Origin of the sequence: Bacillus piscicola (assembly GCF_022458745.1) — a bacterium.
Lineage (GTDB): Bacteria > Bacillota > Bacilli > Bacillales > Marinococcaceae > Alteribacillus_A > Alteribacillus_A piscicola.
The window spans coordinates 35586-62449 of the sequence record NZ_JAJJJF010000004.1; the positions used below are offsets into that span (position 1 = coordinate 35586).

Consider the following 26864-nt stretch of genomic DNA (forward strand, 5'->3'; position numbering starts at 1 on the left):
CTTTTCACGACTCCATACGAGTGCTACGGCGTTGTTATTTCCAACAAAAATGATTTTCACGACTTCATCCAACCCCTATGACGTTGTTATTTCGCACTCTCTCTGTTTTCACGGCCTCATACCGGGCCTATGATGTCGTTATTTCTTCCCTTCGCTCCGTTCACGACTCCATACGGGTGCTACGGCGTTGTTATTTTCAACAAAAATGATTTTCACGACTTCATTCAACCCCTATGACGCTGTTACTTCGCACTCTCTCTGTTTTCGCGACCTCATTCCGGGCCTATGACGTCGTTATTTCTTCCCTTCGCTCCGTTCACGACTCCATACGAGTGCTGCGGCGTTGCTATTTTCAACAGACTTCATCCAACCCTATGACGCTGCTAGGTCCGGCGATATCTTTTTTCACGGCTTCACACGCCCCCTGCCCGCGCGTTAACAAGATCCGGGCTTGTTAGAGCAGGGGCGAGGTGATGCCGTTGTCTCTCCTGGTAATGTCGATTAAGTCGCCTAGTGTATGCTTGCCACGGTCGCCGATGTGGCGGAAGAGTTCGACGAGGAGATAGGCGGTTGTCTGTGCGTCGCCGAGGGCGCTGTGTCGTTGAAAGAGGCGGGTGCCGAATTCACGGGCGTAATGCGTGAGGTCGCGCATTTCCCATGTCGGATTTAAATAGCCGATCATATCGAGCGTATCCATATAGGTGGGTTGCTCCAACGAATAGTTGCTGCGCTGCAGTTCTTTTTTTAAAACAAGAATGTCAAAAGCTAAATAATGCCCGGCCCAGCCATTGCTGTTATTGTTTTTAACAAATTCATAAAAGCCGTTGATCGCCTCCAAAGCAGACGGCGCGCCTTCGACATCCTGCTGACGAATACCGGTGAGATTTGTTATTTCCCGGGGAATATTGCGGTCCGGATTCACATACGTATGGAAGGTCTTGTCGGTTACGGTCATCCCTTCCACTTGAACCGCACCAAGTTCGATCAAGCGGTCTTTTTTGCCGACTGCAAATCCTGTCGTCTCCGTGTCGAAAACGGTGACGTTCATGTCGCGAAGGGGTGTGTTTAGGGGCGGCTCTTGACCAAACTTGTACTGTTGGGATTTCTTTTTCCAAAAAATAATGCTGGCCCACCTCCTCGTATTAAAGCGTCGTCCTCCTTCATAGTCTCATCCCAAAAGCATTGACGGCCTGCGCTTGCAAAGAACGTATGATTTTGAGCGCGTGCATCAACGCTTCTTTCTCCCGCGATTTCATCTGTGAAAATTTCAATTCGCTCGTTGGCCGTTCCCCTCTTTCATAGCGGTACCACGATTTTTCGATACGGATTTTCAGGACTGTCTCATAAGCAAACAGCAAATCGTCGACGAAAGTGTCTTGAAAAACAGCTTTACGGTGCAGGGCTTCGATCTTGTCCCGGGGTGTGCCCCCGAATATGTGATGTTTGGCGGCGAGTATTTGCAGTGAGTGGTGAAAAGGGAACAACGCCTCTTTTTTGATGTTGATGCCTTCCCGCTTTAGGCGGAAAAGAGCACGGACTGGATGATCTAAGTGCGGCACTAGTAAGTTTTGTTCCAGTTCGGCAGCCCGGTACAGAAAAATGGTGGAGGCTTGGAGCTGTTCCTGAACGGTACGGGCGAATTGATCCCGGGTAGCCTGATCACCGGCTAAAAAACGAAAAGCGAGGAAATTGTGCCCGAGTAAAATATTTTGGTTCGTCGCGCGCAGCCCCCACGTGCGCAACCGGTCACTCCATTGACTCGTTGTCCCCCGCCAACTCGCCTCGCTTGCCATCATGTTGCCGTCACAGCGTTTGTATCCGGCCCGCTCCAGCCATACGACGATTGCAAGGCCGAGAGCGCGGTAGTAAGCCGCGGCTTCCTTATTCGCACTTTCTGTGGCGGCGTCCTGGTAAACGAGAAAGTGATCTTGGTCCGTCAGCATAAATTGTTCCGCTCGTCCTCCGCTTCCCATGAGAAAGAAGGCAAAGGGGACGGGCGGCTTCCCGTGTTGTTTTTCTACCTCCTCTACTGCCAATTTGACACATTGCTGGGCAAGACGGTCAAAGAGGCTCGTAATCATGTTCATCAACTGGAGAGCCGGGATGCCGTCTTCAATTAAATGGGCGAGAATGTCGTAAATCGCATGCTTGATGGCAGGGAGTGTTTCCGCATCCGCTTCTTCCATTTTTTGTAACACGTTAAATTTCCCGCGGTTTCGCTTTTGCAACAGATCGGAGAGGGTGATCATTCCGATAACCTGTTGTGCATCCTCCTGCAAGGTTACGGGCAGATGCTTGATGCCATTCACTAAAAAGCTCGACATCGCTTCGTAGTAATAAGCTTGAGCCGATATCGTATGCGGGTTTTCTGTCATGACACTACGAGCGGCAGCCGACCCGCTGGTTCCCGAAGCGATCACTCGTTGGACGAGGTCCCGCTCTGTTATAATGCCGGCAAGGTCATTCTTTTCGGTAACGACGACGAGGGAGCTTGCCTGCTCGCGTCCCATTGTCTTGGCTGCTTCCTGTATCGTCGCATCCGTTGAGATCGTGATAACAGGTGTGTTCATTACATCTTGGACCCGTTGAATAAACGGATCACTTTCCCCCCATTGGTTAGCTAAATGAACCTGTTCCGCAAGAGACGCGTAAATATCACGCAAGCGAATGGATACTTGGCGCAATACATAGTCTCTTACTTCTTCATGGCGCCAGCGTGCTTCCATTACCGAGTACGGGATATGAAGGCATACTGATTCTTCCACCGCCTGCACTTCCACGGTATGCGGATAGTCAAAAGGAGCTTGTTCACCGAGAAAGTCCGCTAAGCTGGAAAACCCGATGATGTCCGGCGGCTCAAGCACCTCTAACACTTCGTGGCTTTCCTCCCTGTCGCTTAAGGCAACATATACTTCTGTCAAGCCCTCAAGCATTAAAAGCAGCCCGTTACGCGGACTTGCGGAGTAAAGAATATTCTCATCTTTTTCATACGTACGCAATGTGCATTCTTCCATTAAACCACCAAATTCAGCGGCAGAAGCGCCGCTGAATATTGGGTGGTTATAAATGGAATCTTGGAAAACCTTAATTTCTGGTTCCATCGTTTATCCAAACCTCTCCATCTTTGTAAGTCATTTGTTCCGGGTAACGAAGGTCCGTGACATCATCCTGTAAGTGCTGGGCAGGCGGCTCCGTCATCTTGGAAGCAATGATACACGCTAGGAAGTTAAGCGGCACTCCGAAGATCCCGGCTCCGGTATCGATAATTCCGAAGAGGGTAACGCCGCTTAACGCAAGGAAAATGTAAGTCAGCGTCGTACCGAGCCCGACGAGCATACCGGCAATCGCTCCGGCTGCATTCATCCGTCTCCACCAGACACCGAGCACAAGTACCGGGAAGAACGTTCCGCCGGCAAGCGCAAACGCCCACGCGACAATTTGTGTAATCACCCCAGGAGGATCCAAGGCAACCACACCGGCAACCACGGTGGCCAAAATCATCACAATCCGTCCGGCTTTCAAACGCTTCTGGTCTGAGGCCTGCGGATTAATGAGCCGGTAATAAATATCGTGCGCAAACGAGGACGAAATCGTCACAAGCAGCCCCCCGGCCGTAGAGAGCGCCGCAGCCATTGCCCCTGCAGCCATCAAGCCGATGACAAAGATACCGAGATTGGCAATCTCAGGTGTCGCCATAACAACCATATCAGGGCTGACTTCAATTTCTGTCCAATCTAACATGCCGTCTCCGTCTTGATCCGCAATTTTTAACAGACCAATATTAATCCAGTTTTCAGACCAGGCCGGCAATTGATCAATCGGCTGCCCGGCAATTCGTGTCATTAAAATAAAACGCGAGAACGCAGCATAGGCCGGGGCAGACAAGTAGAGAAGCCCGATAAAGAGCAAGGCCCATGCTCCGCTCCACCGCGCCGCTTTCATCGTAGCTACGGTAAAGAACCGGACAATCACGTGCGGAAGCGAAGCAGCTCCGACCATTAACGTAAACATGAGAGCGAGAAATTGTGATTTCTCACTTTCTGCAAATGGGGCAAAATATTCCGACAATCCAAGCTCACGGTCGATCGCGCCGATTTCGTCGATGACGTTCCCGTACGTGAGCCACGGAAGCGGATTGCCTGTGACTTGCAGGGACATAAAAACAATCGGAATAATATAGGCCACAATTAAAATCATGTACTGCGCCACCTGGGTCCACGTCACACTCTTCATCCCGCCGAGCGTTGCATAGATAGCAATAACCACGACCCCGATCATCGTTCCATACATCGCCGGAATGCTTAAAATACGGCCGATGACCACGCCTGAACCAGACAACTGCCCGATAATATACGTAAAGCTAATAATCAGGGTGGCAATGGCAGCGATGAGACGAGCGGTGTTGTTCATGTACCGGTCTCCGATAAATTCCGGCACCGTATAGCGTCCGTATTTCCGAAGCTGCGGCGCGAGCAGGAAGGTAAGCAGTAAATATCCCCCAGTCCAGCCCATAATATAAGCAAGGCCGTCGTAACCAAGAGCCATTACCGTCCCGGCCATCCCGATATAGGAGGCGGCGCTCATCCAGTCACCGCCGATCGCCATCCCGTTCCAAACCGGCGGGACTCCGCGGGCTGCGACGTAAAAATCAGAGGTGGCACGAGCCCGGTTAAATATCGATATCCCAATATAAAGTGCGAAAGTTGCGATAATTAACCCTAAAGACATTATCGTTTGTGCATCCATCTGTTAACCCCCTTGAGCTGTCCCTGCTTATTTATTGTTCGATATTTTTGCTGTTGCTGATCGTCACACTTACTTTGTCATCAATACCGAATTTTCGGTCTATTTTATCACTGAAAATGGCATTCAAGAACAGGCAAATGATGAAAATAACAACCGCTCCCTGGGATCCCATGTAATAATGAAACTCTACCCCTAAAAACGTAAATTGGGAAAAGAATTCGGCAAAAGCGACAACACCGAAAGACACTAAAAAACCGATAATAAGAAAAATGACAATCATCCGTGTGCGGGCACGAAAATAAGCCTCGGCTACCTCTTTGTCTACTTTTTTCATAAAACTCCCCTCCTGAAAAAATGTTTTGGTTAAAATTTTCTTTCTGCTCTTTAGGCCTCACCCCCTTAAAAGCCGGGAAACTCCATAGCAAAAGAATCTGGAGGAATGGTCTCTCACTCCTTCCCAGACTGGTAACAATTTTAAAAAATACACCGAGCGTACTGGTATGTAAGTAATAGTTACGTTGAGATTTTTTTAATATGCGAGTTTTGTTTCTGGGGTTGTTTGTTCATGTGGTTGCATGCTTTGCAAAAATGGAATGGGGCTTTTTTCTTTGCGAGTAGATGATTGGTTAAAATAATAGCCGGTATAAACAAAAACATCAGCGGTTCTATGAAGAAACCAATTACTAAGGCGAGACCAACAGGTAATGTCGACATGGTGAAAGCATAGCGGGTCGGAGAGATCGAGAGCATATTCGCGTGGCCGCATTTCGTGCAGCGCGGCTCTTCCTCCTGCGCATTGGGCCGGTTTCGTTTCATCCGTCCGTCTCCTTTCTTTTAGCGAAGGTCGAAAATGAACTGGACTGTTTTCCAGAAAGGCATGGGTACTCTGATAATCTCGACAACAACGAAACAGGCTAAGAGGGCAATGGGAACGGTTAATAACAGCGGCTTCTTCCACTTAATCGTAGCGATGACACTTCCTAAGGCGATGATCCAGAAGATAATAAGTAACAGCATCTGCCTTCCCCCCTAAGAAATATGGAACTGGTAGTAATGTGTACTAACCCGTTACTTTATTATTACGTTCTCGTTATTTTTGTTATACCACATTATTGCAAATGTTTGATTTTCATTCAAGTAGTCATAAGAAAACAATGAATCGTTGTTTTTTATCGAAAATGGCTTCTATATAAAGAAGTGTTTTATCTAGGTAACGGTTTGTTTTTTCACCAAAATGTTTCAACAAAAAAACTGTCCAGGGCTCGGCTCCTGAACAGTCGGGAAATTTGTTTATTCTTTTGTATCTTTTTCTGTATTTTCTTCTTCAGGCTCGTCTTCGTTTCCGTCATCCGCAAGGGGATCCATTGGCTCTTGATCAGCCTCGTCTTGTTCGCTGTCTTCTTGTTCTTTATCCTTCTTCTCCTGGTCGCCGTCTTCCTGCTTTACATCCTTTACTTTCTGATGGAAGGCGTCGGTTGGGTCAAGTGGCTCGCCGTTGTTGCGTACTTCGAAATGAGCATGAATCCCTGCGTCACTGTTGTACAGGTTTCTTGCTGCCATCCCAATGACAGAACCTTGTGTAATTGTGTCGCCTTCTTCCACACGAAGGTCTTCCAAACTGCTGTACGACGTGACAATATTATCATCGTGCTTTACTTCTACGATGTAGCCGTTAACAGAATCTTTTTCGGCCCGAATGACTTCGCCAGTCGCTGCCGCTGTGACTTCAAACGTTTCGCCGTCTTTTGCCGCGATATCAATGCCCTTGTTCTGGTAGTACATATTATTGTAATACACGAGAGCGTCTTGCTGTTCTTCCGCTGCTGCATCATGATTGTAATAATATCCAATAATATCTACGCCCTCTTCATCCATCACCGGCATCTCTATCGTCTCATCTCCGGAAGCAGTTGGCATGGCATCGCCGTCTTGATCATCCCACTCACCCGAAGCATTATCCCATTCATTTTCCTCGATTGCCGGTCCCTCATCTGCTTGATCGGTACCTGCCGGGCTTTGAATGAGAAAATAGGCTCCTAGGATCACGGCTCCTGCACTAAAATAAGCAGCAGGCCAGAACCAGCTTTTTTTCGTCCATCCTGCTCCTTTTGGTTGACGCTGTTTTTCTTCATCTTTCATGATTATCACCTCAGGACCCATTGTGAACAGGTCTGAGGAAAAATATACCTATTTCAAAAATGATTTTTTTATTGCTTTTAATTCGTTCGTTTCTTCATTCAAGTACTGTTGTTAGAAAGTTGATTTTTTCTGCACAATAAGGGAATTTCCTTATGTGTTGGTTAAGTTGGCGATGTCGACGCCTTTGTAATAATGGTGGAGGATTTCTTTGTAATTTTTCCCTTCTTTTGCCATACCCTCGGCGCCGTATTGGCTCATGCCGACGCCGTGGCCCCAGCCTTTCGTGCGGAAGACTAAATTATTGCCGTCACGGCCGATCTGAAAGTCACTGGAATCGAGTTCTAACGTTTCCCGGACTTCGCGGCCGTGAAATGTTTTTCCGCCCAGTTTTACGGCGGCTACACGTCCGCCTTCTGTTCGTTCGGTGATTTCTCCTGTTTCTCCGCCGCCAATCGTAACCCCGAGAAGGCGTTCGACTTCTTCTACCGGGATCCGCTGTTCATTTTCATAACGAGGGGATGTTTTATCCCACGGGCTCTTGACACTTTGTAAGTACGGGACCGGGTTTTGCCAATAATCTTCCGCATTTTCCGTGTAGCCATTGCTCGTCGAAAAAAATGCCGCAGTTATCGGCTTCCCTTCATACGTTAGGACTTGTCCTTTCGTGGCTTGAACCGCTTTATGAATCTTTTCCATTTTCCATTCAAAATCGTCGCCCCATTTGTCACGGAGCTCTTCCTGGCTTTGGAATACTTGGTGCATCGGGGTGTCGGTGACAAGGGCGCCGTCAGGAAGATTAATGTCTGCCGGGGAATTGATTTGTTTTGCCACATAGGTGCGCGCTGTCAACGCCTGTGCTTTCAGCGCTTCCATTTCAAATTCAGCGGGCATTTCGGAAGCCACTACGCCGGCGACGTATTCTTCCAAATCAACCTTTTCTACTGTCTCCGTCTCACTGCGAAAAACAGGGACGGTCATCGGCTTTGCGTCCGCTTCTGACGCTTTCTCAGCTGTCGCGGCTGCTTCTTCTACTGTTTCCGCCGCATTCTCCCCTTTTCTTATCGATAGAAAGGCCTTGTCCTCATCGGTGCCGAATGGAATCATGACTAAAACAATGGGAACAAAAAAGAACAGCACCATCCCTAGGATCGCGATAAATACGTATTTTTTTTTCACGGTGAAGCTGCCCTCCCCTGCAATCATGGATACCTTCTACTTTATGAGGGGGACTGCTTCGTTATGCCGGAATATAGAAAAAAGCCGACTTGGTATATCGACCAGCCGGCTGTGCTTGAAGTATTTAGTTATGAGCGGTACGAAGAGCAGCAAGATTCGGTTGCGTTTCATTTGCCGCTTCCAGTTCATTTTCATCGGGAACCGAAACACGTTCAATACGCGCTCCAAGTGATTGCAGCTTTTTATGAAAGTCAACGTACCCGCGGTCCAAGTGCCGAAGCTCGGTGATTGCCGTTTCACCTTCTGCTACCAGGCCGGCTAAAATAAGTGCTGCTCCTGCGCGGAGATCGGTGGCGGCCACTTCTGCCCCTTGTAAACGTATGGGACCGGTGATAATGGCGGCACGGCCTTCAATTTTAATATTAGCATTCATCCGGCGGAACTCCTCGACGTGCATAAAGCGGTTCTCAAAAACGGTCTCGGTAATGACGGATGTACCTTTTGCCTGCGTGAGAAGTGCCATTAACTGTGCTTGCATATCTGTTGGAAATCCTGGATGAGGCATTGTTTTGATATCAACGGGCCGCAGGATATCTGGCCCAATAACGCGCATGCCGTTATCCTTTTCTTCAATAATGACGCCCATTTCTCTCATCTTCGCAACAAGCGGGCGCAGATGTTCATGGAGAGCTCCTTCTACGAATACTTCCCCGCCGGTGATCGCGGCAGCAACCATAAAGGATCCTGCTTCAATTCGGTCGGGAATAATGCTGTGCTCGGCACCATGCATACGGTCGACCCCTTCGATCCGAATCGTACCCGTGCCTGCTCCGCGAACTTTTGCGCCCATGGCATTCAGGTAGTTGGCCAGATCGACGATTTCCGGTTCCTCTGCTACGTTTTCAAGCACTGTCGTTCCCTCAGCAAGAGTCGCAGCCATCATAATGTTCTCGGTTGCCCCGACACTTGGAAAATCCAAGTAAATCCGTGCTCCCTGCAGGCGCCCTTTCACAGTCGCTGCGATATAGCCACTGCCAATTTCAACTTCTGCTCCCATCGCTTCGAAGCCTTTTAGATGCTGATCAATTGGCCGTGAACCGATTGCGCATCCTCCTGGAAGGGCAATATGCGCACGTCCCTTTCTCGCTAAGAGTGGACCCATAACGAGGAAGGAGGCCCGCATTTGCCGAACATATTCAAAAGGGGCTTCTGTCCGCAGCGAACCTTGGGAATTAGCAGTGAATACTCCGTTCTCATACTGCACATCCGCATCCATATGAGCTAACACATTTTTCATCGTAAATACATCTGCTAAAGACGGGACATCATAGATGGTACTCGTTCCTTCTTCAGCAAGAAGAGAAGCGGCGATTACTGGCAATACAGCATTTTTGGCACCTTCTGCTTTTACACTGCCTTTTAGCCGCTTCCCTCCCCTCACTAATATTTTATCCAACGTATTCCCCTCCGCGTCCGTTTATTGTTACTGCGTATATTCATTCTTTTTACGTTTAGATAGCTTTCCTGCCCGCTGAACCATTTTAAAAAAGACAGGGTTTTTGTCTCGCTTTACTATATACATATTCATTAGTCTAAATAGGCGTTCCCTGTCCTTCTTTGAAACGGGCGCCCAATCTTTGGTGCATTTTCTGTCGCTGTCATCAAAGTGCATTGATGCTGAAAGGAGGTTATAAAAAAAAGGCGGATATCCTATGTTTTTCTAACCCAGCCAATGTGCGGAAAAGCAATAAGGCTGTCGTTCGCTTTTTAAAATCGGGAGATACTGGGACATACATTCCCGGACCTTTTTATCACTAAACCTATCCCATCATGTCATTAGATTTTCGAATTTCTTCTTATTATTCATTTTCACCTATGTGGACAAGTTCATACATGGAAGATCTAGGGATACACACGAGCTAGTTCGAGTCACTTTTTCCCATCAAAATAAATACCGGAGCATTAGTGAAACGTCCAGATAATCTAGAAAAAATGAACTTACGAGATGACTGATTGCCACTGTGATAAAAATCATCAACAACTTAGCCTTCGATCCTGACGGGTTGCGCACGAATACGTCAAAGCGAAACGTCTGCAAGCTCCACCAGACGATGACTAAAAAAAAGAGGTTCACGAGAATATGTAATAACGCTTCCTGTCCTTCAGGGTGCATCTCCAAAACTCCTAACACTCTGCCCCAATTACACACACAACTCGAACAATATCTTAGGGCATTTTGTCGATCTCTAAAAGAGGAAATAGGCCTAAAAATTAATGCGACCCGCCTGTAAGCGTCCAGAGAGGCCAAAAATGCTCCCTTTCTATTGTATACTACTTTGGCAAATTTTTGGTGTAAAATTATGATATTTTTACGGTATTGTTACAAATGATGCGGTTAATGTAACATATTTGTAATAATAAAGGGGCTGTTTTCAACATATCTTACAAACTGGCTGGGAACAATCATCAAATGGTAATGGTAAGAGTGGGCATGCAGAACCGACGCTGTTCATGAGACCTGTTTTGACTCGGTTCAGCACATTTCTAGTCTTGTGAAGCGATCCTGAGACCAGGTTGGACCTGTTCTAGCCCATTTTGGTCTTATGAAGACGCCATAAGACCAAATTAGAACCGCTCTTGCTCATTTTTGGTCTTATGAAGTGTCCGTGAGTAATTTATTCCTAATGATGTCTTTCTTTTTCACATCGTTCATTTTCACAGCGTCATACTTCCCGTGTAATGGCATTGTTTTCTAGATTGTTCTTTTTCACGACTTCAAACAGGTTCTATGGTGCTGTTAATTTCCAGGGCTCTCTTTTTCACAACGCCATACAACTCGTATGGCGGCGTTATTTTTCAACGAGCAATGTTTCGCGGCATCATACTAGCGCTATGTGGTCATTATTTTTCAGTATGCCCTTTTTCATGGCGTGATTCACTTGCTATGATGCTGTTATTTTTCGTTGCTCTCTTTTTCGTGGCGTCATACGACCTTTGTGGTGTCGTTATTTTCCTGTGTGTGCTTTTTCGCAACGTCATATCAGTGCTATGTGGTTGTTATTTTATAAAGTGCATGTTTTCACGGCATCATACAATCTCTATGGGGCGGTTATGTTTCAGATAAAGCTTTTTCATGACATCATACAGCCCTTATGATGTCGTTTTTTTCCTGTGTGTGCTTTTTCGCAGCGTCATAACAGTGCTATATGGTTGTTATTTTATAAAGTGTATGTTTTCACGGCATCATACAATCTCTATGGGGCGGTTATGTTTCAGACAAAGCTTTTTCATGACATCATACAGCCCTTATGATGTCGTTTTTTTCCTGTGTATGCTTTTTCGCAACGTCATATCAGTGCTATATGGTTGTTATTTTATAAAGTGCATGTTTTCACGGCATCATACAATCTCTATGGGCCGGTTAATTTTCAGAGTGCGGTGTTTGAGGACGTCATACCTGCTCACTAACACTAACCGCCGCCCGCTCTTTCTAAATGACAGTTGTCTTTTTTTAGGGAGGCAGCAGGTACAAAAAAGCTGTTCTGATCCGTTTTCACGTTCAGAACAGCTTTTCGTTTATATCCGGCTGGCTTGTTATGAAAACGGGCCGGGTTGTCTCTCATTTTATATGGGCCTGCTCTTTATTTACCTGCCACTTTCAAGCGGGTCGTGGCACGTCGTAAGGAGAGCTGGGCTCGTTTAAAATCGGTATCATCCTGTTTGGCACGCTGGAGGCGTTCTTCCGCACGTTTTTTTGCCTGTTCGGCGCGATCTACATCAATTTCCTCCGGTTTCTCTGCCGCTTCGGCGAGGATGGTGACTTTATCCGGACGGACTTCAATGAAGCCGCCGCTTACCGAGAGAAGATCCGTATTCGTTCCTTTTTTCAAACGGACGGCTTCGATCGTAAGCGGAGCTACCAGCGGAATGTGGCCGGGCAGTATTCCGAGCTCACCACTTTGAGCACGAACACTGACCATGTCTACATCCCCATCAAATACGGTGCCATCAGGAGTGACAACATTGACATTAATTGTCGGCATGATACATCCTCCTTACCAGCATTCCTCTTTAGGACATAGACTTCGCTTTTTCAAGGACGTCTTCAATGGGACCTACGAGGCGAAATGCGTCTTCTGGCACGTCGTCGTGTTTACCTTCCAGGATTTCTTTAAAGCTGCGAATCGTATCTTTTACTTGCACGTAAGAACCTTTTTGGCCGGTGAATTGCTCAGCGACGTGGAAGTTCTGCGACAAGAAGAATTGAATCCGGCGCGCACGGTGAACGACGAGCTTGTCGTCTTCTGACAATTCATCCATACCGAGGATCGCAATAATATCTTGAAGTTCGTTGTACTTTTGCAGAGTTTCCTGTACTTGACGAGCCACACTGTAGTGCTCTTCTCCCACAATCTCAGGAGAAAGTGCTCGAGACGTAGAAGCGAGCGGATCCACAGCTGGGTAAATACCCATTTCTGATAGTTTACGCTCTAGGTTTGTCGTCGCGTCCAAGTGGGCGAATGTTGTAGCCGGAGCCGGGTCCGTATAGTCATCGGCTGGTACGTAAATCGCTTGAATGGATGTAACCGAACCTTTTTTCGTAGACGTAATCCGTTCTTGAAGCTGACCCATTTCTGTTGCGAGTGTCGGCTGGTAACCAACCGCAGACGGCATACGACCGAGAAGGGCAGATACTTCAGAACCTGCTTGAGTAAAGCGGTAAATGTTATCAATAAAGAGAAGCACGTCTTGTCCGTCCACATCACGGAAGTGCTCGGCGATAGTAAGACCAGTCAAGGCAACACGCATACGGGCACCAGGCGGCTCGTTCATCTGACCGAATACCATCGCTGTTTTCTTAATAACGCCGGAGTCTGTCATTTCAAAATAAAGGTCGTTCCCTTCACGAGTCCGCTCTCCAACGCCGGCAAAAACAGAGATACCGCCGTGTTCCTGTGCAATGTTGTTGATTAGTTCCTGGATAAGAACCGTTTTCCCTACACCGGCACCGCCGAAGAGACCGATCTTACCACCTTTTACATAAGGGGCAAGCAAGTCTACAACTTTAATACCTGTTTCGAGAATTTCAGTTGTGGTCGATAATTCATCAAAGGAAGGAGCTTCCCGGTGAATCGGATCACGTTGTACCGTTGAATCAATCTTTTCGTCTAAGTCAATCGTTTCTCCAAGTACGTTAAATACTCGGCCTAACGTCGCTTCACCGACAGGCACTGTAATAGCGGAACCCGTGTCCACTACTTCCGCACCTCTAATCAGGCCATCTGTTGAACCCATGGCGACTGTGCGCACGGTGTCATTTCCTAAATGAAGCGCCACTTCCAATGTTACCTCTATATCAGCTTCCCCTTCGGCCTGGGCTTTCTGGGAAACGGTGAGAGCATTGTTCAATTCTGGGAGCTGTCCATCTGGAAATGCGACGTCCACGACAGGACCCATAACCTGAGTAATGCGTCCATTGCTCATGTTTTTCCCTCCTAACTAAATCATACGTTCCATCTATCTATTATTCGAGTGCTGCAGCGCCGCCAACAATTTCACTGATTTCCTGAGTGATGGCTGCCTGCCGCGCGCGGTTATAGGACAAGGTTAAATCATCAATTAAGCCATCCGCATTATCCGTTGCTGCACTCATGGCAGTCATACGGGCTCCAAACTCACTTGCTTTCGCATCGAGCAGGGCTCCGAAAATTAAGCTCTCCGCATATTGAGGAAGCAACTGTTCTAAAATTGCTTCTGCAGAAGGCTCATATTCGTAAGACTGCTTTACTTCGGCTCCTTCGGACAGCTCGGTGAGCGGCAACAGTTTTGTTTCTGTTACGTCCTGCTGGATCGGGCTGACGAAGTGGTTGTACCAAAGATAAAGCTGGTCAATTTTTTCGTCGGCGTACAAATCGACCGCCAACCGGGTGATTTCCTTAATATCGGTAAACGCCGGCTCATCCGGAAGTCCGGTGATCTCTCCCAAAATCGGAATCCCGCGCTTTTTAATCAAGTCACGGCCAATGCGGCCCACTACGATGACGCCGTACTCATCTGTGGAGTTGTGGCGCTCTTTTAGCTTATCGAGAAAAGAACGAAGCAAGTTCGCATTGTAACCGCCGGCAAGTCCGCTGTCTGAGAAAATGGCGACGTACGCTGTCTTTTTAATCGGACGTTCCTCGAGCATCGGGTGAGTCGCTTCGGTGTTGCTGGAAGCGATACTTGTTACGACATCACGGATCTTTTGGGTATACGGCTCGTAGGACTGTGCGTTTGTTTGGGCACGGTTCAATTTAGCGGCCGATACCATTTCCATCGCTTTTGTAATCTGTTTCGTCTTTTTCGTGGAAGTAATCCGTGTTTTGATTTCACGTAATGATGCCATCTGTTTCACCACCTTTTCCACACGGTGTGAAAGTCAGGGCGTTCCTCGTTAAGAAGCCCTCACCTTAATCATTTATTATTTTGAAGGGTTGAATGTCTTTTTGAATCCTTCGATTGCGTTGTTAAAGTCTTCTGCCTCTGGTAGGTTTCCGGTTTCACGGATGCCGTTCAAGAGGTCTTTATGGTTGGAATCCAAGTAAGCGAACAGTTCGGATTCGAAGCGCTTGATGTCTACTACAGGAACGTCGTCTAAGAATCCTTTAGTGAGTGCGTAAATGATCGCTACTTGTTTTTCAACAGGCATTGGCTGGTGAAGATCCTGCTTGAGTACTTCAACCGTGCGTTCACCACGTGACAATTTCGCCTGTGTGGATTTATCCAAGTCAGATCCGAACTGTGCGAATGCTTCCAATTCACGGTAAGAAGCGAGGTCAAGACGCAGCGTACCGGATACTTTTTTCATTGCTTTAATCTGGGCAGAACCACCAACACGGGATACCGAAATACCTGGGTTCACCGCTGGACGAACGCCGGAGTGGAAGAGGTCTGCCTGCAAGAAAATCTGTCCATCCGTGATGGAGATAACGTTTGTTGGAATATACGCACCAACGTCACCAGCCTGTGTTTCGATGAACGGAAGGGCGGTTAGAGAACCGGCTCCTTTATCATCACTGAGCTTCGCGGAACGTTCCAGCAAGCGGGAGTGCAAGTAGAAAACGTCACCCGGGAAAGCTTCACGGCCTGGTGGACGACGGAGCAAAAGAGAAAGCTCACGGTAAGCGGCTGCCTGTTTGGAAAGATCGTCATACACAACAAGCACGTGCTTGCCGTTATACATGAATTCTTCACCCATCGAAACACCTGCATACGGTGCGAGGTAGAGAAGCGGTGCAGGGTCAGATGCCCCGGCGTTTACAACAATTGTGTAATCGAGCGCTCCTTTTTGACGAAGGGTTTCCACGAGGCCGGCTACTGTTGATTCTTTCTGGCCGATCGCGACATAAATACAAATAATATCTTCATCTTTTTGGTTAATGATGGTGTCGATGGCAAGGGATGTCTTACCGATCTGGCGGTCACCAATGATTAACTCACGCTGCCCACGACCAATCGGGATCATCGAGTCAATCGCTTTAATACCGGTCTGAAGCGGCTCATGGACAGATTTACGGTCCATAACCCCTGGCGCCGGGCTTTCAATGGGACGTGTTTTCGTTGTTTCAAGTGGTCCTTTTCCGTCGATCGGCTGACCAAGCGGGTTCACAACGCGGCCGAGCAATTCTTCTCCTACCGGCACTTCCATGATGCGTCCTGTCCGTTTCACTTCGTCGCCTTCACGAATATCGTCATATGGACCAAGAATAACAATACCTACGTTGTTCTCTTCCAGGTTCTGAGCCATCCCCATAACCCCGTTTGAGAATTCCAGCAGTTCCCCTGCCATTACATTCTCAAGGCCATGAGCACGTGCAATACCGTCACCGTTTTGAATAACGGTTCCTACTTCATTTGCTTCGACATCAGCCTGAAAGTTTTCAATCTGTTGTTTAATGAGAGAGCTGATCTCATCAGGTTTGATGCTGCTCATTTACGTTCACCCCTATCTTCTATCGTTTCCCGGGAACAAGCTCGCGCCGGAGACGTTCAAGCTGTCCTTCTACACTGCCGTCAAATATCGTATCGCCAATGTGTATTTTCATACCGCCTATCAGGCTCGGGTCGATTTCATTCGTAATATGAAGCGTGTTTTTACCGATTTTTTTGGCAAATGTTTCCGAAATCATGCTTTTCTCAGAATCAGTGAGCGGTTTAACCGTGTAAACGACCGCATGAGCCACTTTTTCTTCTTCCTGCATGAGCTTCTGGAACTGTTCTGCAATGAGCGTTACGGTATCAATGCGCTTCTTCTTCAAGAGTAACAGCATCGTATTGACAACCGTGCTGCTTAAATCGGTAAAGCTTTCTCGAATCAGCTGTTCTTTCTTCTCTAAAGAGACATTCGGATGATCAAGCAATTTCGGCAGTTTCGTGTTTTCTTCAAAAACTTGTTGTACCGCTTCTAATTCCGTACTTATTTCCTGGAGAATATTTTTCTCCTTGGCTAGATCGAAAAGAGCGACGGCGTAACGATTTGCTGCTGCCAAGCTGCTCATAGTCGTTCTCCTGCCTCTTTGACATACTCTTGAATCAGTTGTTCTTGCTGCTTCTCATCCAATTCTTTTTCAATAATCTTCGTTGCAATTAAGACAGACAAGGATCCAACCTGTTCGCGTAGTTCCGCGACAGCCTGCTCTTTTTCACGAGAAATTTCCGCAAGGGCGTTTTCTTTCACACGCTCTGCTTCACGACGTGACTGGGCAATAATTTCCTCACCCTGCACCTCACTCGTTTTCTTCGCTGTTGCAATAATGGATTGCGCTTCTTCACGGGCGCGCTCCACTTCTTTCTTTTGTTCTTCTAAATATTGTTCCGAATCTTTACGGTTTTTTTCAGCAGTTTCAATTTCTTTGGCCACGTGTTCTTCGCGTTCTTTCATCATGTTCATCATTGGGCCCCATGCGAATTTACGCAAAAGCAAAAGTAAAATAATAAACATGACGAGCGAGAATATCGTATCGCCCCAGGTAATCACTTCTGGCACGTCATTCACTCCTTTCGGCAGTCATACAAAAGGAATGGCGAAGTTTGTTAGTTCTGACTCCGCCACTTCAAGAGGTAATGTAGTATCCTTATTGACCCATTACGATAAATGCGATTACGACCGCGATAATCGGAAGGGCCTCAACAAGGGCAACACCGATGAACATGATCGTTTGCAATGTACTTCTGAGTTCCGGTTGACGGGAAACCCCTTCGACCGTTCCTTTTACGATTAATGCGTTCCCAATACCTGCGCCAAGTGCGGCTAGTCCTACAGCGATTGCAGCTGCTAAAGCTCCCATAACTAAAATCCTCCCTTAATATAATTAATAGTTTTTGGCTGTCTTTCTACATTTCCTGCTTGCCAGCTTATCATCGCTCTGGGCGGATGCTTTCCGCGGGCAACGCCTCAGCCTCCTCAACCTACCATGCAGGTTTGCGGGGTCTTCAGCTGTTGCTTTTCCCGCTGGAGTCAACGCCCGACGCTCTGTAAGCATAGAGAAAGCAACAAACATTACGAAAGAGCCTTCATTTTTATGGGCTGTTCGTGTGGAACAGTCCGTTAGTTCCTGTGAATTAGTGGTCGTCTGCTACTTTGTGCGCCATGTAAACCATGGTTAGCATCAAGAAGATGAATGCTTGGATGACCCCGATAAATAAACCGAAAGCCTGCCAGGCAATCATTGGTACACCTGCTCCGAGAAATCCGAGAATACTTGCTCCCCCGGCACTGGCAAGAAGCGTTAAAAGAATTTCCTTCGCATACAAGTTCCCGAAAAGACGCATACCAAGCGTGAGTGTATTCGCGAACTCTTCCAAAATGTTTAAAGGCAGTAGAAACGGCATCGGCTGTAAGAAACCTTTTCCATATTCTTTAATGCCCTTCATCTTAATGCCGTAAAAGTGAGTCAGCACCACAACCATGACAGCAAAGGTCATTGTGATTACTGGATCGGCAGTCGGTGATCTCCACCATACGGTGTGGTCCTGAGCGGTGACGATCATAAACGGAATCCCAATCAAGTTTGCGACCAGGATCAATAGAAAGATCGTGATCCCTAATCCGAAAAAGCGTTCCCCTGTTTTCCAGTCCATCGTACTGTTGATAATGTTTTTGACAAAATCAATCAGCCACTCAAAAATGTTTTGCATCCCTGATGGTTTCATCTTTAAATTTCTTGCACTGAAAAACCCGATACAAAAAACGATGATGGCGGAAATAGTCAACATTAAGATGTTGGAAAGATTAACATGAAGCCCCGGAATCCCAAACAAGTCATAAACAATTGGCGAGCCGTGATCCATAAGATATTTCACCCCTTTGCTCTAATCTTTTTGAAGCCGGACTCTCGCTCAATGGTCTCCTTTTCCCCTCTACTCTTTGAGTTTAATTTGCGTTAAAGAGTGGAATAAAATAAGGATATAAGGTGTCATAATACCGACGACAAGTCCCGCAATGTGAAATGATTCAGGATAGCGGATGATAAGAACCGCCGCAAGCACTCCTGTCGCAAGGCGCGACAGCATCCCAAATGTAAAAGCCTGCTTCCCTTGTTCTGCTGCTTCACCGAGCTTCTTAACATCGCGATACATGCTCCAAAGGTTGAAAAGACCAATGAGTGCTCCCACCCCTAAACTAAAAAAAAGCAGTGAATAAGGAGTGAATGCCCAGCCGAGCACGTATAAGGCTAAAGCATACAGCGTTAACTGAACGTATGTCCTGACATGTTCTCCGAAAGACTTCATTCTTCACCGTCCCCTACTTGTCCGAGCAGACGGACCAGTCCGTACACCCCGGCCCCAAGTCCGGACAGGAGACCTATTATGAGAAACAAAGGTTCGGTTCCAGTCCTTTCGTCCAGCCATTTCCCGCCGAAGATGCCTATTAAAAGCGGGCCTACCAGATAAGATAAAATTGCAGAGGTTAAAGCCATAGCTTGAAACGGCTTTTTCGCCATACCAGCCTGCCTCCATCCGCATCATTTTGGGTGTATTACGTAAGGAATCCAATCTGTTAGCTGCCACCGCAGATATGGTCTGGTTATACATTCCGCTGACACGCCCGCGCAAGTTTTCCATTTGTCGGTGATGAGAGTATGTAAATCCCTCACATACCCTTTGTAATCGTACAATAGTCGACATCTTATGTCAATCAGTGTTAGAAGGTTTTTTTCCTTGCTGTACCAAGGGTTCCCGCCTATTTGATTTGTGACTATTACGTGACAATTAATCTTTTTTACACCTGTTGTGTAAAAGTCATCTAGAAAAGGCCAGATTTTGTTAATCTGGCTCTTTATCAAGGATGTTAATTTGCCCTTCAGGAGGTCGCTTTTACCTACAAGGCAGAAGGGCGACACCCGTTCGAGACTTCACTTACACTCGTTCCACTGTGTCTTCTTTTGCCGCGGATAACACTTCAGCCTCGGGCCTACAGGATGGAGGCATGTACCGTTGCAACAGAACGTCGTGAAATTAGGTTGCCTTCCTTTCACCCAGATCTGTGAGGCCTTACTTACACACGATGTGTTGGTTCTGCGTTGTTCCGCTTGGTATGGGGTCTCTATTTTTCGGACCCAGCTATTTCATGGCGCCATTGAACCTCAATGATGTCATTATTTCTCAACCTATGCTATTTCACAGCTTCAACCAGGTGCTATGACGGCGTTATTCATGAGCACGTGCTTTTTCGCGACGTCTTACGCCGGCTATGGGGGCCCTATTTCTCAGACTCCGCTATTTCATGGCGTCATCGAACCTCAGTGATGTCATTATTTCTCAACCTATGCTATTTCACAGCTTCAACCGGGTGCTATGATGTCGTATAAGATCACCCCCCTCATTTTCACAGGCGTAGCCGACCTACGCATGAGTCGTCCGCCTTCCGTTTCAATCAACTATGCGCCAGCATTCCTTTCCCATTTTTTAAGGTTCGTTTATTTTTGTTTTTTCTAGCGATATAAATGTCTCGAGGACGTCTTCCTGGTTTCCGGCGCGGGCGTATACGACGGCGCGGTACCGTCCTTCTGGAACTGGTAATTCGTCAGCGGTTAGTGTTTTTTGGTAGAGGCCTGGTTTAATATCATGCTCTTGATCAAGAACCCCGAGGTACGTGTACGTGTCTGGTTCGTAGAGAGCTATTTCAATCTCTTCCGCACCTCCCGGCATATACATTTCATACTGAAAAGCGTTCGTATGTCCGATGGGCTGCAAGTCAAACGCTCCGATTCGCGGGTAGTTTGGTTCATTAATAAATAGCAGATACGGCACCTTAATCGCTTCCGTGCCTCCGTGAATCGTCAGGTCACCGCTTAGCTCTTTATAATCCACGACACCGGCTTCAATGTCTAAACGAATGTCTGCCGTTTTTTTCTCGCCTGGCTTCACCGTGACTTGGTGTGGATAGTCCCATTTCACGCCGAGAAGACGATCTTCATCCATACGCAAACGGTACGTTTTTGTTTTTTTCGAGTGGTTTTCGAGCACGATTTTTTCTGTATGGGTTGTTTCTTTTTCATCCATCGTCCAGACGCCGAATGACAGCGTTCCTGGATAGGCGAGCGTGTCGGTACGCAGTGCTTTTTCCATGTCGACGCGGCCGGCACCTTGTACAAACGGCGGGTATTCCTGGTCTTTTTCATCCGTCAGGGCAATAGCCGTGTTCATGAGAGCTGCTTTAATTTGCACAGGCTCCCAGTCAGGGTGTGCTTGTTTGACTAACGCCGCTGCTCCCGCAATGTGAGGAGCGGCCATGCTCGTTCCATTTAAAGGAAGGTAGCCATTCGGAACCGTACTAGTTATGTCCACACCTGGTGCCACGATATCCGGTTTTATTTTCCACGACCGGGTAACAGGACCCCTCGAACTGAAAAATGCCATATGGTCGGTTTCTTCTTTTAAAATAGTGCGGAGTACGGTTGGATTCGCACTTTCCTTTGCTTTTTCCGTAATCGCTTCGCGTAGAATCTCCCCATGCTCACGCGTCAGGCTGACCGCCGGAATCGTTTCCGGATTTTCGATGCCGACCGAGAAATCACCTGCTACGTTGTTGTAAAGAAGCACGGCTGCTGCTCCTGCTTTGCGGGCGTTCACGATCTTGCGTACTAATGGGATGCCGCCGCGCTCAATGAGTACCGCCTTCCCGTTGACGGCTTCGAGGTCTTCTGCAAGGCCAAGCCCTCCGTTTACAAGCGGCAGATCACGTTGAAACTGCCAGGGAACCGTGCCTTGAACCGGTTTTATCCCGATAGAAAGTTCCGGTTCGTCAAATAACGTGAGCACCGGCTTCCGCAATGGCGGAATAGAAGCCCCGACGGAAATGGCCTTTTCCGCGGTTCCCGGTGAGCCGACACTCCACATCGATGGTCCACTGTTTCCGTTTGAAGTAACCGTCACAATTCCTGCTTCCACTGCTTTGTCAAGAGCATTGCTTGTCGGCCAATCGGGACCGTTGATGGGATTGCCGAGTGATAAGTTTAAAATATCAACGTCGTCTTCGATCGCTTTTTCAATTGCTGCAATAATTTGTTCGGTGGAGCCTTGCCCGCCAGGACCTAGCGCCCGGTACATATAAATGTCTGCATCAGGGGCCACACCACGCATCGATCCATTGGCTGCGATAATGCCGGCGACGTGGGTACCGTGAAAGGTTGGTTTTCCGTCCGGACCTTTACCTTCCAAGGGATCGTCATCGTTTTCGACAAAATCATAGCCGCCTTTGTAGTTACGAGACAGATCCGGATGATTGTAGTCGATCCCCGTATCAATGATCCCCACTTTGATGCCTTTTCCGGTTAACCCGTCTCCATGTTTATCCCGCTGCCGGCGGACGGCTTCCGCACCAATAAACGGAACACTGTCTTCAAGCGATGGCTGGTAAGCCGTTGACCTGTCAGCGCGCTTGACTCCTTCCAACCTTGTAAGAAGAGACAGCGGTGTGTTTTTTATTTTTACAGCCAAGCCCTTCACTGATTCATACGAATGAAGAATTTGCATGTCTGGGTATATTTCCCGTAAGCGGCTGCGGACGGTATTCAGATCGCTCCCGTCCTCCAACGTGAGAATCGCCGTGTCCCCGGCACCGTCAGCACGCGCCGTTTGTGTAGTCAAACCGGTATAAAGATTAGCCATACATATCACGATACAAAGGAGGATTTGCCAAACTTGTTGTTGTCGCTTCTTATGAGTAGACATGACGCTCGTTCTTTTCATTTATTTTCCTCCTGCTGAAAGTTCTTCGCTTTCATTTAGATTGCAGCAAAAAGGAAAATGTATGAGTGAGAAATGATGGAATGCGGCTTTGCGAACAAAAAAAGCATGGAAAGTGTTTCTCTCCATGCCATGAATGTACTGCTTATTTGGTGCCGAACAACCGGTCTCCGGCATCGCCAAGCCCAGGGATGATATAGCCTTTTTCATTTAACTTCTCATCAAGAGCAGCCAAATAAATATCGACATCCGGGTGAAAGTCTTGCATCATTTTCACGCCTTCGGGAGCGGCAATTAAGCACATTAACTTAATGTTCGAAGCCCCGCGCTTTTTCAAACTGTTGATCGCTTCTACGGCCGATCCTCCTGTCGCAAGCATCGGGTCAACGACGATAAATTCACGTTCTTCGACATCACTCGGGAGTTTTGCGTAGTATTCGACCGGTTTCAGCGTTTCCGGGTCCCGGTATAATCCGATGTGACCGACTTTTGCGGCTGGAATTAAATTTAATACCCCATCTGACATGCCAAGCCCAGCACGCAAAATCGGCACAATCCCTAACTTTTTCCCGGCTAGTGCGTGGGACTTTGACGGTCCGACCGGCGTTTCTACCGTTACTTCTTCGAGAGGTAAATGACGGGTAATTTCAAACGCCATCAGTGTGGCAACTTCATTTACGAGCTCGCGAAACTCCTTCGTACCTGTCGAGATGTCGCGAATAAAGGTAAGTTTATGCTGAATTAATGGATGATCTAACACGTGCACTTTTCCCATAAAAAAAATCGGCTCCTTCGCTCCGCTGTTTTACGTTCATTTTTCACTTCATTGCCTGCAAGTAAGTTTGTCTTTTTGAATTCTATCGAAAAATGGGGGATCCTTCAAGGTGCTTGATGAAAAGGTTTTTCTCATAGGTGCGCAAATAGCTACGTTATCGCCGGTAAACGATGCCTTTTTTAGATATGTGGTAAATAACAGCAGCATAGAGGGTGGATGGCATGGTGAAATAGCGTGGCTTGGAAAATAGTGGCTCCACAGCTGGTGGATGGCGTCATGAAAAGGTGCCTGCTCAATTATAACGGCTTCAAAGCACTTGTTTGATGCTCTCAAAACGTCCATGTTGAAAAATGACGACATCATTGAGGTTCGTTGACGCCCTGAAGTAGCACAAGCAGAAAAATAGCGGCTTCATAGCGCATGGATGATGTCATGAAAAGGTGTCGGCTCGATTATAACGACGTCATAGCGTACCAATGACGTTGTGAAACGGCGCCGGCTCGATAATAGCGACCACATCGCGTGACAGTGACGACGCAAAACTGCGCGAACCTATGAATAACGACCTCATACGGGATGATGACGTCATGAAATAGCACGATTCGAGAAATAGAGACCCCATAGCAGGCGGATGACGTCGCGAAAATGAGGGGGCTTGATAATAATGACTTCATAACATACCAATGAGGTCATGAAAAAGTGCGGGCTCGATTATAACGACGTCATAGCGTACCAATGACGTCGTGAAATGGCGCGAACCCAATAATAGCGACCACATAGCATGCCAATGACGTCGCGAAATGGTGCGAACCCAATAATAACGACCACATAGCATGCCAATGACGTCGTGAAATGGTGCGAACCCAATAATAACGACCACATAGCGTACCAATGACGTCGTGAAATGGCGCGAACCCAATAATAGCGGCCACATCGCGTGCCGATGACGTCGTGAAATGGCGCGAACCCAATAATAGCGACCACATAGCATGCCAATGACGTCGCGAAATGGCGCGAACCCAATAATAGCGACCACATAGCATGCCAATGACGTCGTGAAATGGCGCGAACCCAATAATAGCGACCACATAGCATGCCAATGACGTCGTGAAATGGCGCGAACCCAATAATAGCGACCACATAGCATGCCAATGACGTCGTGAAATGGTGCGAACCCAATAATAGCGACCACATAGCATGCCAATGACGTCGCGAAATGGTGCGAACCCAATAATAACGACTACATAGCATGCCAATGACGTCGTGAAACAGCATGATCCCGAAAATAACAGCATCATCACTCCGGCGACTGGTCTGTTGGGGATAACAAAAAACCTGGTGCACCGTGGGGCGCAGCCAGGTTTTTCGAATCCATTTAGAGTCCGGTGTACATCGGAAACTGCTTCGTGAGGGTGGTCACACGTTCTGCAGCTTCTTTCAGTTTTTCTTCATCTTCGTGGTTTTTTAATACAAGGGCCATGATTGCACCGATTTCATCCATTTCTTTTTCCCCGAATCCTCTAGATGTGACGGCTGCGGTTCCAATGCGGATGCCGCTCGTGACGAATGGTTTCTCTGGATCGAATGGGATCGCGTTTTTGTTCGTAGTCAGACCTGCTTCGTCGAGTGCTTTTTCTGCAACTTTACCGGTAACATTCAAGCTTTGCAGATCCAGAAGCAAGAGATGGTTGTCGGTGCCGCCGGATACGAGGTCAATGCCTTCTTTTTGCAAGGCTTCCCCTAAGCGTTTTGCATTTTTAATGATGTTTTCGGCGTATGTCTTAAAGTCATCTTGAAGGGCTTCTCCGAATGCTACTGCTTTTGCCGCGATGACGTGCATGAGTGGGCCGCCTTGCAAACCTGGGAAGACCGACTTATCGATTTGTTTCGCGAATTCTTCCTTGCAAAAGATCATACCGCCCCGTGGTCCTCGCAATGTTTTGTGCGTGGTGGTCGTTACAAAATGAGCGTGCGGCACTGGGTTCGGGTGAAGGCCTGCCGCGACAAGACCGGCAATATGCGCCATGTCCACCAACAAGTAAGCATCCACTTCATCTGCAATCTCGCGGAATTTTTTAAAATTAATCTCGCGAGGGTACGCGCTTGCACCGGCGATGATCATTTTGGGCTTATGCTCGTGTGCAGCCTGACGGACTTCCTCGTAATCAATCGTCTGGTCCGCTTTTGTCACTCCGTATTCGACAAAATTGTACTGCGCCCCGCTGAAATTCACAGGACTTCCGTGCGTCAAGTGACCGCCGTGTGATAGGTTCATGCCGAGAACCGTATCTCCGTGTTCGAGTACGGTGAAAAATACGGCCATGTTCGCTTGTGCGCCGGAATGCGGCTGAACATTCACGTGCTCCGCATCGAAGATTTTTTTCGCACGGTCCCGAGCTAAATCTTCCGCCACATCGACGTATTCACATCCGCCATAATAACGGCGTCCGGGATATCCCTCTGCGTATTTGTTTGTCAGTACGGATCCTTGGGCTTCCATAACAGCCTCGCTGACGAAGTTTTCAGAGGCGATTAATTCAATTTTGTTTCGTTGGCGTTGCAGCTCATCTTGAATGGCTGCATATACACTTGGATCTTGATTTTTAAGCGTGTCCATTCCGTGTTTGCTCCTTTCGCTTGTCCCTGTTGTTAGTTTCGGGGAATTCCTTTGAACGCCCGCCTGCAGCCGAGAGTCCTTATACTTCCGGCCCCTATTATTCGTGTTTTGCATGTTTTGTTAATGTATGGGGTTATTGTAACATGAATAATTAATGAAAATCCGTATTTTTAATAAAAAAAATAGAAAAATGTTAAGAAAAGATAATCCATTGCGGCAGATTTTTCAACGGCCATAGCGGACAGTACGCCAACGGCCTTATCAGGTGGTTGGATACTTCGCTCGTACGCCGCCGATAAGCTTTGGCCGCGTTCTTGCCATGGAAACGTGGGCGCTGCCGATCGTCTTTTGTTCACTGCGCAGCGGAATAGCTACGTGTTTTAAGTGCATCCCGATCATCGTGTCACCGATATCAATACCGGCATCCGCCCGTACGTGTTCGACTAAAACAGGATCTGTCATATGTTCGTATACGTACTCAGCCATAGCACCGCCTGCTTTCCGATGCGGAATCGCCGTTACTTCTTCCAAACCGAACTGCTGGGCTGTTTTCCGCTCCACCACGAGGGCCCGGTTTAGATGTTCGCAACATTGAAAAGCCATGTGCACTCCAGTTTTTCGTTGAAAGTCGGCAAACTCTTCATATAACGCTGCGGCTGCTTCCTCCGACCCAGCAGAACCGATACGCTCGCCGACCACTTCACTCGTGCTCGTACCGGCGACAAACAGATGCTCAGACGTCAACGCGATCGAGGATGAAATCGTGTCCAGGCAGTTCCTTAAAGAAGTCCGCAACTGTTGTTTATTATCTTCAGCCATCGTGCTCACCTTCTTTTTCTTTTAATGTACCACAAAATGCCGAATTGGGAAAAAAGGAATGTCAAGGAGTATGCGTCAAGTTTTTCTCGACATGGTTATCAGGACAATATTTTCAGCACTCTGCTTTTCACATCTACATCCGGCTTCCAATCGCTCTGGGCGGATGCTTTCCGCGGGCAACGCTTCAGCTTCCTCGTGAGCAAAGAGCGCTCACTGCGGGATCTTCAGCTGTTGCTTTTCCCGCTGGAGTCACCGCCCGACGCTCTTTTCAGTCTGCAAATGTGTCCATTTTCTTTTTTCGTTAACGAGTAAAAATTTACACATACTGTCAAGGAGGGATGGGGGCGTGTGACTCTCTACTGC

The 26864-nt window shown here is 47.6% G+C and carries 25 protein-coding genes; all 25 read right to left on the minus strand.

What is annotated here, in order from left to right; translation table 11 throughout:
* Positions 1–454: 454 nt before the first annotated feature.
* Positions 455–1048, minus strand: a complete 594-nt coding sequence (locus LOR49_RS08895) for a 3'-5' exonuclease (protein WP_240376132.1) — start codon at positions 1046–1048, stop codon at positions 455–457.
* 112 nt (positions 1049–1160) lie between these two features.
* Positions 1161–3101, minus strand: a complete 1941-nt coding sequence (locus LOR49_RS08900; RefSeq protein WP_240376133.1) for a DUF294 nucleotidyltransferase-like domain-containing protein — start codon at positions 3099–3101, stop codon at positions 1161–1163.
* Positions 3085–4746 carry a sodium:solute symporter family protein gene (locus LOR49_RS08905; protein WP_240376135.1) on the minus strand — a complete coding sequence of 554 codons (1662 nt, stop codon included), beginning with the start codon at positions 4744–4746 and terminating at the stop codon, positions 3085–3087. The genes LOR49_RS08900 and LOR49_RS08905 overlap by 17 nt, the downstream gene beginning before the upstream one ends.
* 31 nt (positions 4747–4777) lie before the next feature.
* The gene (locus LOR49_RS08910) at positions 4778–5080 is read right to left on the minus strand and encodes a DUF4212 domain-containing protein (protein WP_240376136.1); all 303 of its coding nucleotides are present in this window, start codon (positions 5078–5080) and stop codon (positions 4778–4780) included.
* Positions 5081–5259: 179 nt separating this feature from the next.
* A complete protein-coding gene (locus LOR49_RS08915; protein ID WP_240376138.1) occupies positions 5260–5562 on the minus strand; it encodes a hypothetical protein in 303 nt (100 codons plus the stop codon).
* 18 nt (positions 5563–5580) lie between these two features.
* Positions 5581–5763 carry a hypothetical protein gene (locus LOR49_RS08920; RefSeq protein WP_240376140.1) on the minus strand — a complete coding sequence of 61 codons (183 nt, stop codon included), beginning with the start codon at positions 5761–5763 and terminating at the stop codon, positions 5581–5583.
* Between the two features lie 273 nt (positions 5764–6036).
* A complete protein-coding gene (locus tag LOR49_RS08925) occupies positions 6037–6885 on the minus strand; it encodes a M23 family metallopeptidase (protein WP_240376142.1) in 849 nt (282 codons plus the stop codon).
* 150 nt (positions 6886–7035) lie between these two features.
* Positions 7036–8088 (minus strand): stage II sporulation protein D, encoded by a 1053-nt coding sequence (gene spoIID, locus LOR49_RS08930; RefSeq protein WP_240376144.1) that lies wholly within the window; start codon positions 8086–8088, stop codon positions 7036–7038.
* A 97-nt stretch (positions 8089–8185) separates the two neighbouring features.
* Positions 8186–9517, minus strand: a complete 1332-nt coding sequence (gene murA, locus LOR49_RS08935) for a UDP-N-acetylglucosamine 1-carboxyvinyltransferase (protein WP_240376146.1) — start codon at positions 9515–9517, stop codon at positions 8186–8188.
* Positions 9518–10003: 486 nt separating this feature from the next.
* On the minus strand, positions 10004–10234 hold the full coding sequence (locus LOR49_RS08940; RefSeq protein ID WP_240376148.1) for a DUF1146 family protein: 231 nt from the start codon (positions 10232–10234) through the stop codon (positions 10004–10006).
* A 1297-nt stretch (positions 10235–11531) separates the two neighbouring features.
* A complete protein-coding gene (locus tag LOR49_RS08945; protein WP_240376150.1) occupies positions 11532–11684 on the minus strand; it encodes a hypothetical protein in 153 nt (50 codons plus the stop codon).
* A gap of 18 nt (positions 11685–11702) precedes the next feature.
* Complete coding sequence (locus LOR49_RS08950) at positions 11703–12104, minus strand: F0F1 ATP synthase subunit epsilon (RefSeq protein ID WP_240376152.1); 402 nt, start codon at positions 12102–12104, stop codon at positions 11703–11705.
* Positions 12105–12132: 28 nt separating this feature from the next.
* On the minus strand, positions 12133–13545 hold the full coding sequence (atpD, locus tag LOR49_RS08955) for a F0F1 ATP synthase subunit beta (protein WP_240376154.1): 1413 nt from the start codon (positions 13543–13545) through the stop codon (positions 12133–12135).
* A gap of 40 nt (positions 13546–13585) precedes the next feature.
* Positions 13586–14446: an ATP synthase F1 subunit gamma gene (gene atpG / locus LOR49_RS08960; RefSeq protein WP_240376156.1), complete on the minus strand. Its 861-nt coding sequence runs from the start codon at positions 14444–14446 to the stop codon at positions 13586–13588.
* Positions 14447–14521: 75 nt separating this feature from the next.
* Positions 14522–16033 (minus strand): F0F1 ATP synthase subunit alpha, encoded by a 1512-nt coding sequence (gene atpA / locus LOR49_RS08965; protein ID WP_240376158.1) that lies wholly within the window; start codon positions 16031–16033, stop codon positions 14522–14524.
* Positions 16034–16052: 19 nt separating this feature from the next.
* Positions 16053–16598, minus strand: a complete 546-nt coding sequence (locus LOR49_RS08970; RefSeq protein ID WP_240376160.1) for a F0F1 ATP synthase subunit delta — start codon at positions 16596–16598, stop codon at positions 16053–16055.
* Positions 16595–17041: a F0F1 ATP synthase subunit B gene (gene atpF, locus LOR49_RS08975; RefSeq protein ID WP_275899602.1), complete on the minus strand. Its 447-nt coding sequence runs from the start codon at positions 17039–17041 to the stop codon at positions 16595–16597. The genes LOR49_RS08970 and atpF overlap by 4 nt, the downstream gene beginning before the upstream one ends.
* A gap of 133 nt (positions 17042–17174) precedes the next feature.
* Positions 17175–17387 carry a F0F1 ATP synthase subunit C gene (gene atpE, locus LOR49_RS08980; RefSeq protein WP_091659356.1) on the minus strand — a complete coding sequence of 71 codons (213 nt, stop codon included), beginning with the start codon at positions 17385–17387 and terminating at the stop codon, positions 17175–17177.
* 274 nt (positions 17388–17661) lie between these two features.
* The gene (gene atpB, locus LOR49_RS08985; RefSeq protein WP_240376162.1) at positions 17662–18390 is read right to left on the minus strand and encodes a F0F1 ATP synthase subunit A; all 729 of its coding nucleotides are present in this window, start codon (positions 18388–18390) and stop codon (positions 17662–17664) included.
* Positions 18391–18459: 69 nt separating this feature from the next.
* The gene (locus LOR49_RS08990; RefSeq protein ID WP_240376163.1) at positions 18460–18831 is read right to left on the minus strand and encodes an ATP synthase subunit I; all 372 of its coding nucleotides are present in this window, start codon (positions 18829–18831) and stop codon (positions 18460–18462) included.
* Positions 18828–19043 (minus strand): AtpZ/AtpI family protein, encoded by a 216-nt coding sequence (locus tag LOR49_RS08995; RefSeq protein ID WP_240376164.1) that lies wholly within the window; start codon positions 19041–19043, stop codon positions 18828–18830. The genes LOR49_RS08990 and LOR49_RS08995 overlap by 4 nt, the downstream gene beginning before the upstream one ends.
* Before the next feature lie 964 nt (positions 19044–20007).
* Positions 20008–22293, minus strand: coding sequence for a S8 family serine peptidase (locus LOR49_RS09000; protein ID WP_275899592.1), 2286 nt, complete (start codon positions 22291–22293; stop codon positions 20008–20010).
* A gap of 142 nt (positions 22294–22435) precedes the next feature.
* Entirely contained in the window at positions 22436–23065 is a 630-nt protein-coding gene (gene upp, locus LOR49_RS09005) for a uracil phosphoribosyltransferase (RefSeq protein ID WP_240376165.1), read from the minus strand.
* Positions 23066–24440: 1375 nt separating this feature from the next.
* The gene (locus tag LOR49_RS09010) at positions 24441–25682 is read right to left on the minus strand and encodes a serine hydroxymethyltransferase (RefSeq protein ID WP_240376166.1); all 1242 of its coding nucleotides are present in this window, start codon (positions 25680–25682) and stop codon (positions 24441–24443) included.
* Between the two features lie 261 nt (positions 25683–25943).
* Positions 25944–26501, minus strand: a complete 558-nt coding sequence (locus tag LOR49_RS09015) for a TIGR01440 family protein (RefSeq protein ID WP_240376167.1) — start codon at positions 26499–26501, stop codon at positions 25944–25946.
* Positions 26502–26864: the final 363 nt, after the last annotated feature.